This is a genomic window from Glaciecola punicea, from assembly GCF_001756615.1.
In the GTDB taxonomy this organism is placed as follows: Bacteria; Pseudomonadota; Gammaproteobacteria; order Enterobacterales; family Alteromonadaceae; genus Glaciecola; species Glaciecola punicea.
In genome coordinates this window covers 237,588-252,554 of record NZ_LZXY01000002.1, presented here as the reverse complement: position 1 = coordinate 252,554, position 14,967 = coordinate 237,588, and the positions used below count along the sequence as shown (strand labels likewise).

Here is a 14,967-nt window from a genome sequence, read left to right as displayed (position 1 = left end):
GTTATATTTTTATGTCTGGTACTAATGTAGAGCCTGAAGCAATTTTTATCAAAGGGGCAGCCGCTGGCAATGGCATTACCAGCCTGCTGGTAGGCGGTATTGTGGCCTTATTTGGCACCGTTATTATTCTGGTGCTGCCGCAGTTATTTTTTTTAGTGGGCATTATGTTTTTAAGCGGTAGCATAGTGGCTTTTGTGATTGGCTTTTACAAGCTGCGCGAGCCTAAACACAGCCTTGAAATTACCAAAGAGGCCATTGTGTATCACCACCGTAAAGGCAAATGGCGCCTTGAATGGGAAAACATTCAAAGAATAGACGTACCGAGAGTGCGCAAAGGCTTAGAGCATATTGACTTAGAAATGGTTGGCTTTAAGTTGAAAGACCCCGAACGTTTTCTGGGTAATATTTCGATGCGCTTAATCACGCATTTGCTAATGGAGCAGCGTCCACTCGTGACGCAAATAGCCATGAGTGACTGCGCCACTGGCCACTGTCCTGGCGATGACATTATTAACGACGTTAAATACAAGCGCCTAGACGGCGTCATGATCACTGGTGTAAGCGCTATGTTTGCCAACAGAATGCGCAGACTACAGCAAGGCATAGGGTATGAGATTTACCTGTCGGTAAACGAACTAGACCGCGACGGTAGAGATTTCGTTAAGTTCTTGCGCGAGTGTCAAGACAGCCTGCAGTTAACTCAACCTAACTAGTGGGGTGACGTAAGCAAGCTCTTTCTGAGTTTTGGCCATATTTCAATAATATTGTCTATTTCAAGCAGTAGGAAGGTAATTGTTTCAGGAAGTATTTCATCCTGATGGGTTTTTAAGATGTTTTGAGCCTGCTGGCAGAAGTCTTGTAAACGTGGAACCCCGGTGTAGCAGCATGCCCCGTGGAGTTTATGAATACTCGCTAATACTAAATCGTTACGCTGCTGCTTTAATCCTGATTCAATTTGTGCGGCATGTGTTGTTAATCGATGCGTGAATGCATCTAAGAACTCAATAGCCGAGTCGTGATTATGGTAGCAAAGCTTTAACGCAGTTTCCCAATCAATTGAATTCGTGACAGCGCTGTTAATTACGGCGTTTTGTTTACTATCTGGCACTTGCTCGCACCACGTATTAATCAATGCAACCACGTTATTAATACTGATTGGTTTCGATAAAAAATCATCCATCCCAGAGTCTAAAAAGTGCTGCTGCTCAGTTTCCATTGCATGTGCCGTTACTGCAACAATGGGTGTACCTATATTTAGCTCAGTTTTACGAATAAAGCGAGTGGTTTTTAGACCGTCCATATCGGGCATTTGAATATCCATTAGGATTAAATCGTAATCGGTATTTGTACAGCGTTCAATAGCGCTTTCGCCGTCATAGGCCACATCCAAAATAACAGGGGATGCCTTAAGCCACGTTTGCAACAGGCGCAAGTTTAGCGCCATATCGTCTACTGCCAGCATTCGAATTGCGGGAAGTTTCTTGACATGTTCATGTGAAGCCCCTTCATTTGGTTTATGCGCAGCAGTGTCTAAATCTTTGAGTTTGCGACTCGTCAATGGCATGCGTATAAATTTAGGTGGCGCTAAAGTGGCATCCAACTCTAGTTGGTTTGGCTCAGGGCCCGAATACACAAATACAGTATTAACAATGCGCATTTCGTTGCGCTGTTTATTAACGTGGTTTCGGTTTTGCAGATTTCTAAAGGGTAAAAAAATAAACACATACGCGTTGCCAATGGCGTAATTTTTTAACTGGGAAACCTCTTTTAATGTTACGGTTAAGAACCCAAGCGCTGCTAGCTGTAGTTTAGAAGCGCGGCTCGATTCATTCCAGTCGTCAATAATATACGCCGTTTTATCTTCAAATCTACGCGTTTTATTCAGCCGCTTTGTGCTGAAGTCTATACCAAATCCAATGCTAGCGGTGAACGTGCTGCCTTGGGCAGGTTCGCTTAATACAGTGATTTTACCGCCCATAAAATTCACGAGTTCTTTACAAATAACCAAGCCTAAACCGGTACCTTGAAATGAGCGGTTTAAGTCGTCATCAAGCTGTTGAAACGCGGTAAATATCTTGCTTATATCGCTTTGATTGATACCTATACCGCTGTCTTTTATCTCAAACTCTAGGGTCGCATGGCTTTGTGTTTGCTCCCTCACTCTAGCGCTTAGCTTTATGTAACCATAGTTGGTAAATTTGAGTGCGTTGCTCAGTAAATTAATCAGTAATTGTTTTATTTTAAAGGCGTCGCCGAGCAAAGAATGTGGCAGTTCATGGATCTCAAATATAAACTCTAACTGTTTTAAGTGTGCCGTTTTAGACATTAAAGCAGCCACATCTTCAAGCAAGTTGCGAGGTGAAAAAGGCCGTGTATTTAAGGTTAGTTTGCCAGCCTCCATTTTCGAAAGATCAAGAATATCGTTAACCACCGTTAATAGGTCGGTCGCAGCAGAGTTTATAATGCGCACATGCTCTTCGCGCTCAAGCATGTTTTGATTGTTTTCAAGCTCTTTACTAAAGCCCATAATAGCATTAAGTGGGGTTCTTATTTCATGCGACATGTTGGCTAAAAACTGCGATTTAATCTCACTTGCTTTAATCGCTTCTTTGCGCGCTAAATCTAAGCGGACATTTTGTTCTTCAATAACATCGAAATTACTTAGTGCGTCGCTTTCAGCTTCTTTTACTTCAAGCTCTAAGTTGTATTGATTGCGCAGTACCATTGCCAGTAAAAATATGCCTGTTTGCACAAGTAAGGTAAAGTGAAATATATGCTGATGAAAAGGGTTGTTGGGTAAGATGCCAAAGATAAACAAAATACTCAAGCTTGAACCTATTATTGAAGACGCCCAGCCTATTAGCAGTGCTCGTGCGGGAAAATAATCGTTGATAAAGGCGTTAATACATATAGCACAATTAATTGAAAGGGTGGCAAAGCATAGTGCATAAGTAATGCCGAGCTTAATTTGAGGCAAAAAGCCGGGCACCAAAAAAGCACAAAAGAAGAGTAAATTAACATACAGTAAATACCGCAGCATAATGCGGATTTTTGGCCGATGCATTTTGCTTGGCACGAGCAGTAAATTTAGCAAGGTGGCGCTTATGCACATTGCAATAACCATTGATTCGGCCCGCACATACAAAAATAGCGTGTTTATCCAATCAAACAATAATGCCGTGTGGCCACTCCACAAAAGCTGAAACAACAGCATTATGAACAAGTGCACAATGTACACTGCGCCGATAAGGCGGTTTTTATACGCAAAAAATGTAATCGCATACACAAAAAGTACTAATAAGACGCCGTAAAACACGCCCCATATACTGAAGTCGAGCATAGACTGCGTACGTTGGGCCTTGTCGGTGTGCAAATATATAGGTGCTACTAGCACCATGCTGCTCGACTTAATATAAATATACATTTCAAGCGGTGTGTTACTGGGTAAGTCGAGTTCAAAAGAAGGCAGCGGGTAGGGGCTTGTCTTGTTCTGGATACCGTCGTTAAGGTATTGTATTAACGTACCTTGTGACGTGATAAATACTTGTGCGTGTTGCATTTGGGAAAACCGAATTTCGAGCATCCATCGGCTGATATCGCTGCGATTTTCAATTTTCGCATACAGCCATGCACCTTTTTGAACGAAGCCGTAGTTTGGCGTGTTAAAGCTACGATAGGGGAGTAAATGACGAGACTTTTTAAACTCGTCAAAACTGAGCGCTCTGGACGCTTGATAGTATATTGAAAACTCTTGCGATAGCAGGCGCGAGGTAAAGCTGTCGTCAACAATAATGGTCTTTTTACTCGCAATCGCCACGAACTGAACACTTACACAGCAAATGAGCAAAAAAAACTGAATGAGTCGCTTATGTTTGTGCAAGGGTCTATTATGCTTTTGATTAAAATACGCTACCATGGGTTTAATATAAAATGTACGCTGTAATAAGTATAGACAATAAAAAGAATACTTTGCCCATGCTGGCTAACACAGATTAAGCCTTAGTTATATTACAAGCACTTTTACAATAAATAGAACTATAAAGAGTCGAGCAATATGAATAACGACACCACTATTAATAGTGATGGTATTGAACAAATGCCGCTGGGGCGTTTTACCGAAGACGCTTACCTGAATTATTCAATGTATGTAATTATGGACCGGGCTCTTCCGCACATTGGCGATGGCTTAAAGCCTGTGCAGCGGCGCATTATTTATGCGATGTCTGAGTTGGGCCTAAATAGCAATGCGAAATATAAAAAATCGGCGCGCACGGTGGGTGATGTATTAGGTAAGTTTCATCCTCACGGTGATTCCGCCTGTTATGAAGCGATGGTGTTAATGGCACAGCCGTTTTCATACCGCTATCCGCTGGTAGACGGGCAGGGTAACTGGGGCGCGCCGGATGATCCAAAGTCGTTTGCGGCCATGCGTTATACCGAAGCCAAGCTGTCTAAATTTAGTGAAGTGTTGCTGAGCGAACTTGGCCAAGGCACCGCCGACTGGCAGCCAAATTTTGACGGCACCTTAGACGAACCTTTAGTGCTTCCGTCGCGCTTACCGCATATTCTGCTTAATGGTATAACCGGCATAGCCGTAGGCATGGCAACTGATATACCCCCGCATAATGTGCGTGAAGTAGCTAACGCGTGCGCGCATTTACTGGATAACAGCAAGGCTGAACTAAGCGAATTGCTTGAGTTTGTGCAAGGCCCAGACTACCCCACCGACGCAGAAATAATTACGCCTAAAAGCGACATTGCTAAAATTTATGAAAGTGGCCGCGGCTCTATTAGAATGCGCGCCGTTTATCATCAAGACAGTGGCGATATTATTGTTACCGCTCTTCCGCATCAGGCATCAGGCGGTAAAATAATGGAACAAATTGCGGCGCAAATGCAGGCTAAAAAGCTACCTATGGTGTCAGACCTGCGCGACGAGTCTGATCACGAAAACCCAACACGCCTGCTGATTACGCCGCGCTCTAACCGAGTTGATATTGAACAGCTAATGCAGCACCTGTTTGCTACCACCGACTTAGAAAAAAGCTACCGCGTTAACATTAATATGATAGGGCTAGACGGGCGTCCTAAAGTGAAAGGCCTAGTGACCATTTTAACCGAATGGCTGGTGTTTCGTAAAAACACCGTCACGCGCAGGCTACAGTATCGTCTTGATAAAATTCTTGCACGTCTGCACATATTAGAGGGCTTGTTAATTGCCTTTCTAAATATAGACGAAGTCATTGAAATAATTCGCTTTCAAGACGAGCCTAAAAAAGTGCTAATGAGCCGCTTTAAGCTGTCTGACAGGCAGGCCGAAGCGATATTAGAACTTAAGCTTCGTCATTTGGCCAAGCTAGAAGAAATGAAAATTACCGGCGAGCAAGACGAACTCGCCAAAGAGCGCGATGCACTGCAACTATTGTTAGGATCTGACAGGCGCTTAAAAACGCTCATGAAAAAAGAACTATTGGCCGACGCGCACACTTACGGGGATGATCGCCGAAGCCCCATTGTGTATCGTGGTGAAGCTAAAGCACTGTCTGAAAAAGAGCTAATACCGTCAGAGGCTGTTACCGTGGTGCTGTCTGACAAAGGCTGGGCGCGTTGCGCGAAAGGGCACGATGTTGATGTATTAGGGCTTAGTTATAAGTCGGGCGATGGCTTTTTAGCCAGCGCTAAAGGCAGAAGTAATCAACTCGTGGTGTTCCTCGATTCGGGCGGGCGCAGTTTCTCTTGTGATGCGCATTCATTACCTTCTGCGCGCAGCCAAGGCGAGCCGCTGACCGGGCGGTTTGGGATTGTTGCGGGTGAAAACGCGGTATTTGTGCTGATGGCACAAGACAAACAACAGTTTTTAATTGGCAGCGATGCAGGCTACGGCTTTGTGTCTAGCTTTGAAGATATGCTGACCAAGAACAAAGCGGGTAAGGCCTATGTGTCATTACCTACGGCGGCGAAAATAATGGCGCCTATCGCTATAAGCAATGTGGCTACCGACTGGTGCTTAAGTATTTCAAACGACGGGCGTATGCTGTTATTTCCAATGCGCGATTTGCCGATTTTAGGCAAGGGCAAAGGCAATAAGCTGATGAATATACCTTCTGCTAAAGCAAAAACGCGCGAAGAGTACTTAACTCAGCTTATGGTTGTACCTGAAGGCGCTAGCGTAAAAGTGGTGGCGGGTAAGCGCGGCATGTTGCTGTCGCCTGCTGACTTGAGTCATTACTACGGGGAAAGGGGGCGCCGTGGGAATAAATTGCCTAGGGGATTGCAGCGCGTTGATAGTGTTGAGATTGAAGTGGTAGTGTCTAAAGGTGGCGTTAAAGGCGATTCAACGGAAGGTGAGTCCGGCCATTAATGTAATTTCAGCGTTTTTAGCCGCCTTTACGGTTTGCCGTGGTATCGAATTACTGCGCGAAGCAAGGAAGTTGCCGGTTGCGTCAGAGCTTAAATGGACGTGCATATCCATTACGCCGGGCAATAAGACCTGGTCAGGCAGCTCAATAACTTAGATGCTGTCACTGATTTTTATGTCGCCTTGCTTGGCTATTTTTATAATTTTATTGTCTTCAACTTAATTATTCATCGGCTTATGTATTAAGATAAGCGCTTAGTCGCAGTGTCAGATAAACTCATTCTCGTACTATGGCGTAAGTGGTTAATAAGCAATCATTTATGATATTTATTTACGCTGAACACGTATTTAAACGTAAGAGAATATTGAAAGGAAGAATAAAACATCATGGCAAAAAAATACTACAGTATGGCTATTATAGTTAGCGCTATTTTATTAACGGGCTGTATCGCAAAAGACGTCGATTTTACTGAACAGCAACAGCGTATGCAGCGCTGTGATCAATACATTGAACAAGACCGCGATCGCTGCCTTCGGGGCGAACCGGTGACCATCGAAGATTATAAAGATGATTTTCGTGATTATCAAAAAAGTAAGGAAATAGAGGCTGAAAAGGCAAAGCCTAAAGTAATTCTGCCGATTGTGATTGAGCTAGGTGAAGACGATAAGAAAAATCCATAAGTCGCAAATAAGACTGGAAAAACGAGTGTAAATCTTTAAACTGGCCAGCGATATGTTTTGTGATGACTTTCGGGTTAGTTTATTGACCTTGCATATTTTGTCGGGCAGCCGCTAGGTTGTTGATGTTTGTTGTTTATGCACCTGTAGCTCAGCTGGATAGAGTATTTGCCTCCGAAGCCGATTTAATTGCTTGGTGTAACAATGACGAGTCTCTTAGTCAGTAGTTACAATCGATTTAATTACCTGATTTATAGAACGACCTGCTTCCAGCTTTTTATACTGTAGTTTATAGTTATCTTGTAAATGACGCGCGATTGTAGCAAACAACCAACCCGTTTTATTATCGATTTTATTACCCTGAGGATATGATGATCTTTTCGAGTCCAGTTGCTCTTGACGTGGTCAACCTTTTTCGGACACCCTAGATTGTTCTGGTGTCTACGATAACTTGACAGTACCCGCAAAAGTGACAACAGGAACCAAGGAGCGCTTTCTGTGAACGCTCCTTCGCAGAATGGGATAGGGTGAGTTGTGTCCAAAACTTAGGTTAATGTTTATTTCGGCGAATTTAGTCGGCTCAGTTGCATAAGTTGACAATACCTTTAGCGTTTATCAATCAACAACTTTTTGGTTGCTTGTTTCCTCAGCCCTTTAAATATAGCCTCTGTAACATAGGTTGGAAAGTTCTTTGTAATTTTACCCTCGACTTTAGCGATGGCATCTTCCACATTATCAATAAAGTATTCATAGTGGGATATAACTTTGTCTACAGGATACTTTACGTGCTCAGCAGTCGATACAAAATGACGAGGCTGAATGTTGTTCCATTTCCAATGGATATTTTTACCTTTTAAAGACATTGCCATTTTGATCGTTTGCGGCTGTAAGGCTTTTTTCGACATGACAGGAAACGCTGACAAGATGTCATACAATGGGGTCATGCGGTATCGGTTTTCAGGCTCTAAGAATATGCTGAAATTCTTACCATGGCCGTCAATCGCGGCAATTAACCAAAAGAAGATCTGAGCCTTAAAAAATGTTGCTCTATCTTTAGCGTTAGACGAAGCAGTGAGTAAATTTATGCAGTCTGCGATGCTGGGGCCACCAGCTGATTGATATTTTTGCGCTGACGAAATGCCCATTGCCTGACAAAAATCCTCTTGAGGGAGGCGCATAAGCCATGAACCATCAGATGAATATTTGCGATCAAAGCGCTCAACGCTTAATACTTTTTGCTTGCCAAAGTATAGCACCTCTGAATTGGCCACACTAAAACCGAAGGCTCTAGCAAGCTCCAAACAAATAAATTCGTTCTCACAGCTATCGGTTAAATCGATACCTACTTGCGGCAACTCGCCCATTGGTAATTTTAATATGTGGCTGGTTGGTGTAGCACCTATTGGTTTTGTCCATTGTTTACCAATTCTAAGTAAAGCGGTTTTTTCCTGAGCACCCGCAATCGAAATCCGAAAATCGTCATCGTCGATTTCCATGCCAAGAGGCGTATGTTTGTAGCCTTGCAATAATTTTTCAATTTTTTGCGCTGATAATACGTTGTAGCAAATTTTGTTTACTGACGCAGGCTGTTTTGAAGACAACTGAATAGCACCCACACAGTCATTGCCTATTGCCGCCAAAAGATTGAACGAATGCCCAGAACCTACATTGAATCTGGCTTGTATTTTATTTCGGATGTCAGAACTATCTGGAAGCAAATTGTCAAAGAAATTATAAACCACATCGCCAGAATATTTTTGTTTCGTGATAGGCAACGACAAAGAAATGGGACGTGCGCCGGGGCGCTCCATCCACTGTTCGGTATAGGAGAAATGTAGTCCTGCGTTCTTATCTTTTGAGAGTGTACCTACTTTGATCCCGTTAAGGCTTACCATCATTTCCATATTACCACTCCTTATCCCAGCGACTGCTTTCCTTGTGGTCGCTTTGTGATGGATGTTTCGGCTTCAACTCAATTGATAGACCTAATTCATGTGCAATTTTAAATAATGTATCAATACGCGAGCTACCCGCCGAGTTTTCAATAGCCGAGATGGTTTTTTGCATTAAACCAACATGCTCGGCCACATCGGCTTGCGTCCGAGCAAGCTTTTTTCGATGCCGCTTTATATAATCTGCCAGCTCTTTTGAGTTGTTAAGCTTCATTAAGCCTCTCCACTATTAAACCCTTGAAGGTATAAGCAAAAGCCTATACCCCAAGAGGTATATAGGTTTAACTATACCCTAGCCGGTATATGTGTCAACTTATACCTTGTGAGGTATTACCATGTACTGTACAAACTTGAACTAATGCGAAGTTAGGTCAACATCAAAGGGCAAAGAAATCATACTGAGCAATTGTTCAGACAAAAGAAATTAACCTAAGCCTTTAACCGTCTTTTAACTTGTAGTTACATTTATTATACATATATGATTTTTCTGTGACGAAAATCACGAATAACAAACATAAATTGTAGATAGAAATCTGTCGATTATAAAACTGTGAAAGGCCTACTTGGGCTAAATAGGTACAAAACGTTCTATTAATATTCATTGGTATCAGTTGGTTAAAATAATTTGGCCGAAAAATATCAAATAATCCCATTTAAAAACCATGCTTATGCGCAAGAAATTTTCCGTCTCCGAAGCCGTGTCAAATTTGATCCGCCGCGCACCAAAGGGAAATCAGCGCTTGCTTAACTTGCTCGTCGTACTTCTGGGAGTCGTGTCGTTTTCTGAGCGCTGTGGTTGTTTCATCATTATTGAGAAGTCGTGTTGCGTATTTGCGCTCATATCCAGTGGCAGCAACAAAGCCGTCCAATACTCGCCCTTTATCAATCCGATTAGCATTTTCATATCGTTGCCTAACACTATCTAGCAACTCGCGCCTTGTTGTTAAGCTCATTGTTCTCATCATCAAATATCCCCTACATCGCAATGTACAAGTAGTGTCATCTTAGATGAGGCAACGACCTATGGGTAGTGTGGTATTTTGTGAGGCAATGCGACCGGCCAAGGTAATTGACATTTAATAATCGTTAAAAACCACAGTTGAGACTAAAGCGTTTGTAAAAAACAGACATTCGACTTTTAAATTATTCGCCATTATGTTTTCTTTTTGACGACACGTTTGTCGATGAAGTATATAGATGCGGCAACAACGCAGACTATGACGACTTCAGTTACAAATGAAAAATCAAAAAATCTATTCAGTATAATTGATGTTAAAAATCCACTGACTACTAAAAGTGCACTTTTCATGGGTATTTACCTTTATAAATCCTGTAAAAAGATAGGGCAAAAGCTTGCCCTATTTACATCCGTTTAATATTAGATCATTGCATTAAATTTATGCTGATTTTTTTTGAAATACTCGTTGCTTGCGGAATGGTCTCTCCCGCTAAACCCCTGTGCGTGCCTCACAGAGCCCCTTATCGCATGGTTTATTGCCTCTCCAACGGCCCAGCCTACAATGTATTGATAAAATCCACCGCTTACATTCTCTACTTGATCAAATTTTAATTCTTGCATATTGTCTCTCCTTGAAATTATTTAAAATTAAAGTTTTATGGGCGCATACTCCTCATTTAAGCTTAATGTCGATTCAAGTAACCCGTTCATTAAGATGAGTTTTTGAAACGCCAAGTTTGCGCGCCCTAAACCCAAAGTTATAGCATTCCTAGTTACCGTTGGATTGCTTTTGGGTAAGCTGTAATTCCTTGCCTACCCATAAAGATTAACAAAAGACCTAGGCTTGCGAAACTGATCCTTTGAACTGTCTCGTGATCTAGCATTTAACCTACAAGGCTTTACAAACGGCGGAAAAAATAGGTGTTCATACGGCTTAGTGGAGTATAGGACAAATTAACGCTATGCACTACCCATCGTTACAGCTGTCTTTCAGGTTAGATTGAAAATTGCTTAAGGGAGTTAGATGTAATTTTAGTGAAAATAGTGGCCGTTAATTTCTTATGTTGGTAGTCCTTTGGAACAGAAATCTTGAGAGTCGTTTGCAACCGCTCCTACCATGAAATAGTCTAATCCTTAGTATTGTGTCGAGTGGGTAGCATATGCCCCAAAGTTGAAGTCGCGTTCTAACTAGCCGGTCACCGGTCTCTGATCAGTCCCTGCTAGCCATGTCATGCACTTAGCATGGTACGGCAGATTACCTGCTAGTTATCAGATTGACTATCTCCTTTTGTAACAAGCTTAGGGCTGTTTTTTCCTCGCTGTGAAGCAGACGTTGAAATACCGCGACTTGTGCTCTCATATCGCTAATTGGCGCGAAAATGGCATACTAGCGGGGAATTCGACTAGTAGGTAATCATCCTTGATTGACCTACTTGGACGAGAGTCTGGCAGAAGGTAAGAAGCTTTCAGACTGGTCACTAGACGGTTTTTGTATGCAAAAGGAGCGAGATACTGCCTTGACTTTACAATGAGCCTCTGACTGGCCCCTATTCGCTCCTTGCGGACAGTCAGGTTGGATTAATCTGACCATTATTTTTCGCACAATATGGGCTGATAGTTCGAATTTCCTTATGTCGTCTTCCAGTTCGTCGGTTTCCACTTCTCCGGTGCCAATATTGATACTGCTAACAACAGCGCCTTTTTCAAACTGAATACCTTTTTGTGTTAAAAGGGTCTTATAGCGGAGCGGGGGTTCCTGATCGATTAACCAATCGTCGGCGACCGCTTCGCGATAAGAATAGGTGTATACAGGCTTACCAAAAACTTCGCTAGTGTGCTTGGCCGGTGTAGCCGTTAACCCTATTTTTATTGCATCGAAATAATCTAAAACTCGGCGATATGTTGATAGGTACTGGCTGGCATCGCAAGTCGCGAGTTCCCCTTCGGTCATACCCTGATCGAGGGTATAACCTCTATGGGCTTCATCAACAATGATGCAGTCAAACTGATCCACGGGAGGTGGATTCTCTGACATGAAAACCCGTTTAACCATGACTTGTACTGTAGCTACCTAGATTCGCGTTTCTGCCTCGGCAGCCATATCACTCAAAAGTACGATATTATATATTTTAGAAAGCGTTAGGTTTTGTTCAAGAGGCGCTTCTTTAAAGGTATCGATGGCTTGCTGACCTAATGCAGTTCGATCGACCAAGAACAAGATGCGCTTAAATTGCTCTGTTTTTAGAAAACGATGCATTAGGCCGAGAATAGTGCGTATTTTCACCAAAAGCTCGGTGAAACTACACAGCTAAATCTCGTGCTACTTTGAGACCGTCCATTGCTTCTTTATGCTTCGTTTTAAATTCATGTATAGCTCGGTTTCCCTCAACTCTTAAGGTGTGGAACAGTTCTTTAATTTCTGGCTCAAAAGCTACTTGGCGGTGAATTTTGAAAAATAAATCTGATTGTGAGGTAGTGTCATCAAATAAAACACCGCAACGCGCGGCAACTTCCTGAGCGAAGGCTTCACCAAGTTGGCGCAGTTTAATTAAGGTAGTGTTAGGATCAGCCGCGAAAGCTTGCTCAGCATTTGTAGCTAGATGCTCAAAGATAGGGTCATGTTCTTTTAGGAAAGAGAAATTAAATGACGCGCCTATATTCACAATAAAATACTCTCCATGTAATTCTTAAGTCATAGCCTCATGATAACCGTATCTAATATACTCATAATATGATGATTGTAATACTGTTATTGTATCAGTGACGCACAAAAAATACACTAATAACCATTCTATTGATTATTACAACTAAGACAATTGTTTTGATTGAGTGTTAGATAAATGGACAGTAAAAATTTTATTGTAGTGACTATTCTGGTCACATATACACCACAGCATCGAAAAACTGCTAAAGGCAGTTACTTAAGCCGATAGTCAAAAAGACAAAAAATGGCGCACCTTGCAGGATTCGAACCTGCGACCCTTGGCTTCGGAAGCCAATACTCTATCCAGCTGAGCTAAAGGTGCAACGATTTTGAGAGCAGTATAATATCACAGGTCATAGAAAAGTTGCTACGACCTTTACCCCCAATTGCAAATTATGCTTATGACCTTCCGTCTCCGAAGCCGTGGCATAGCCAACACCACAACAGATGAGCATCGACGTATTCAGCAACTTGAAGCGTAAACGTCCGGCAACTTTGATAATTAGCTTACTGATGCCAAATAATAAATGTCTACTATACTAGACAGAATTATGTTGAAAATAAATTATATGTACGTTATATTAGACAATGTATTGTAATTACAGCGCTAATGGCAAGTTATGTTAGACATTGTGCTTTGCAAGGTGAACTATGAAATTGACCCTACAACTATTTAATGAAAACCGTTGGCAAGACGCATTTGAAATAGACATTGCTTCGCCTGAACTAGGTAAACTCAGCGAGCTAACCCTGAAACCCTTATTTGATTATGCGGTTAATTATTTTGGTGAGGCAGGATCACGAAGCTTTACCGCAAAGGTCAGTGTAAATCCAATGGACACAAAGACTTATTCAAGTTGGCCAGCCGTGTTTGAAGACATTATGCCGATGGGATATGCACAAACAATATGGCTAAATATGCTTAATCTGCAAAACAGCCCCGTATCGGAACAAAATATAGCGCTATTAACGCTAGGTACGATTGCACCAATTGGCAATATGCGAATAAAGGAATCAATTGAAGCCGCTCTAAATGAACAAGTGGGTCAATTAGAGCAGATGCGGTTTAACAAAGATAAAGCTATTGAGCGAGATACTGATTTTCTTGATTACTCCCGCCAGCGTGGCGCAGTATCAGGTGGTGCAACGGGTGCTGGCGGCGCCGCTCCTAAGGTTCTATTAAGACAAAATGATTTGAATGAAGTTTGGGTAGATACTGAGCAAAATGACAACACAACGGATCGGTATTATTTAGTAAAATTTCCACGTAATCAAGGGGAAATAGATAAGGATATTTTACGTACTGAATATCACTATTACCATGAATTGGCATCACTTGGATTTAATACGATAAGCACTAATGCAATGGAATTACATGAAGGGATTAGAAACCCTTCGCTCTGGCTCCCTAGATTCGATAGGGAGATGGTTGAAGGTACCGTTCATCGCTATGGTGTTGAATCTGTTTACTCATTAGTTAACGCGGCATCTGGCAGCTATCTTAAACATGAAGACGTACTAGCAAAGTTAGCCACGGTAATAAATACTATGACAGCAACTGAGCTTGCTGCACAATACCTTAAACGTGATTTCTTAAATATAGTGTTTGGTAATTCAGATAATCATGGCCGCAATACGTCAGTTTTGAAAAAGGACGACAAAATATATTTAGCGCCAATTTACGACTTCGCTCCAATGAAAGCTGATCCTGAAACCATTCCAAGAACAACAAATTGGAATAATGAGTTCCAACAGGCAGGAAACATAAATTGGTTAGCTTTGTGTGAGTCACTATCAGCTTACGGTGATCCGGCTTACTTTAAAAATGAACTGCGGGAGCTGGCGCTTCAACTTGAAAATTTACCTGATCGGCTAGCAAAACGAGGTGTCCCTAGTAGTATTTTAACTATGCCGGTAATGGGTTTTAAACATTTGACAGATAAATTGGGGCAATGGGAGTTAATACCATGAAACGCAAATATGATGTTGATCGCTTTGAAATTAAACAAAAGCTAGTGGGTGATATGCTAGCTGGCACTAAAACGATGGGCGAGGTTGGTAAAGCACTGAGAGTTGATGCCCTTAAAATGTCTCAGACGAATGTTTGCAAATTAACGGGCTTAAGTAGACAAGTAGTAAGTGATATTGAAAACGACATGGGCAATCCTAGACTAGACAGCTTACAGGCTTACTTCACATTAATGGGGCTTGAGTTAGCGGTGCTTCCGCGAGAACGCAGTGAGCTAGTAGCCCTTGAAAGCACATTTACCAAACAAACTAATGTTGCAGATACAGCGAAATAAGTTTTGGTAAATAA

Annotated in this window: 11 protein-coding genes, 1 tRNA gene and 1 pseudogene; 5 read left to right on the top strand and 8 right to left on the bottom strand. The window is 42.1% G+C overall.

Features of this window, described 5'->3' with window-relative positions; translation table 11 throughout:
- Positions 1–11: 11 nt before the first annotated feature.
- On the top strand, positions 12–713 hold the full coding sequence (locus BAE46_RS03405) for a DUF2982 domain-containing protein (RefSeq protein ID WP_006002129.1): 702 nt from the start codon (positions 12–14) through the stop codon (positions 711–713).
- Here the strand turns inward: BAE46_RS03405 and BAE46_RS03400 are convergent.
- The gene (locus BAE46_RS03400; protein WP_171901005.1) at positions 710–3,880 is read right to left on the bottom strand and encodes a hybrid sensor histidine kinase/response regulator; all 3,171 of its coding nucleotides are present in this window, start codon (positions 3,878–3,880) and stop codon (positions 710–712) included. The two genes, BAE46_RS03405 and BAE46_RS03400, sit on opposite strands and share 4 nt — an antisense overlap.
- A 174-nt stretch (positions 3,881–4,054) precedes the next feature.
- Here BAE46_RS03400 and parC point away from each other — a divergent pair, with 174 nt between their 5' ends.
- Both parC and BAE46_RS03390 read left to right on the top strand, forming a co-directional pair.
- Positions 4,055–6,361, top strand: a complete 2,307-nt coding sequence (gene parC / locus BAE46_RS03395; RefSeq protein WP_006002124.1) for a DNA topoisomerase IV subunit A — start codon at positions 4,055–4,057, stop codon at positions 6,359–6,361.
- A gap of 384 nt (positions 6,362–6,745) precedes the next feature.
- Complete coding sequence (locus tag BAE46_RS03390) at positions 6,746–7,039, top strand: hypothetical protein (protein ID WP_070111760.1); 294 nt, start codon at positions 6,746–6,748, stop codon at positions 7,037–7,039.
- Positions 7,040–7,641: 602 nt separating this feature from the next.
- Here BAE46_RS03390 and BAE46_RS03385 read toward each other — a convergent pair.
- From BAE46_RS03385 to BAE46_RS03345, 7 genes and pseudogenes are all read right to left on the bottom strand, one after another.
- Entirely contained in the window at positions 7,642–8,940 is a 1,299-nt protein-coding gene (locus BAE46_RS03385) for a type II toxin-antitoxin system HipA family toxin (RefSeq protein WP_070111759.1), read from the bottom strand.
- A 1-nt stretch (position 8,941) separates the two neighbouring features.
- Positions 8,942–9,202, bottom strand: a complete 261-nt coding sequence (locus BAE46_RS03380) for a helix-turn-helix transcriptional regulator (protein WP_006002116.1) — start codon at positions 9,200–9,202, stop codon at positions 8,942–8,944.
- Positions 9,203–9,689: 487 nt separating this feature from the next.
- Positions 9,690–9,941 (bottom strand): hypothetical protein, encoded by a 252-nt coding sequence (locus tag BAE46_RS03375; RefSeq protein WP_141567177.1) that lies wholly within the window; start codon positions 9,939–9,941, stop codon positions 9,690–9,692.
- A gap of 425 nt (positions 9,942–10,366) precedes the next feature.
- Entirely contained in the window at positions 10,367–10,567 is a 201-nt protein-coding gene (locus BAE46_RS03365) for a hypothetical protein (RefSeq protein ID WP_070111757.1), read from the bottom strand.
- Positions 10,568–11,555: 988 nt separating this feature from the next.
- Positions 11,556–12,227: pseudogene (locus BAE46_RS15195) on the bottom strand (DEAD/DEAH box helicase family protein); the annotation flags it as partial.
- 19 nt (positions 12,228–12,246) lie between these two features.
- On the bottom strand, positions 12,247–12,609 hold the full coding sequence (locus BAE46_RS15190) for a DUF4145 domain-containing protein (protein WP_070111754.1): 363 nt from the start codon (positions 12,607–12,609) through the stop codon (positions 12,247–12,249).
- Positions 12,610–12,895: 286 nt separating this feature from the next.
- A tRNA-Arg gene (locus BAE46_RS03345) sits at positions 12,896–12,972 on the bottom strand.
- A 329-nt stretch (positions 12,973–13,301) separates the two neighbouring features.
- Here BAE46_RS03345 and BAE46_RS03340 point away from each other — a divergent pair.
- Both BAE46_RS03340 and BAE46_RS03335 read left to right on the top strand, forming a co-directional pair.
- Positions 13,302–14,621 (top strand): type II toxin-antitoxin system HipA family toxin, encoded by a 1,320-nt coding sequence (locus BAE46_RS03340; RefSeq protein ID WP_006007785.1) that lies wholly within the window; start codon positions 13,302–13,304, stop codon positions 14,619–14,621.
- Positions 14,618–14,953, top strand: a complete 336-nt coding sequence (locus BAE46_RS03335; RefSeq protein ID WP_070111753.1) for a helix-turn-helix domain-containing protein — start codon at positions 14,618–14,620, stop codon at positions 14,951–14,953. Before BAE46_RS03340 ends, BAE46_RS03335 begins: the two co-directional genes overlap by 4 nt.
- Positions 14,954–14,967: the final 14 nt, after the last annotated feature.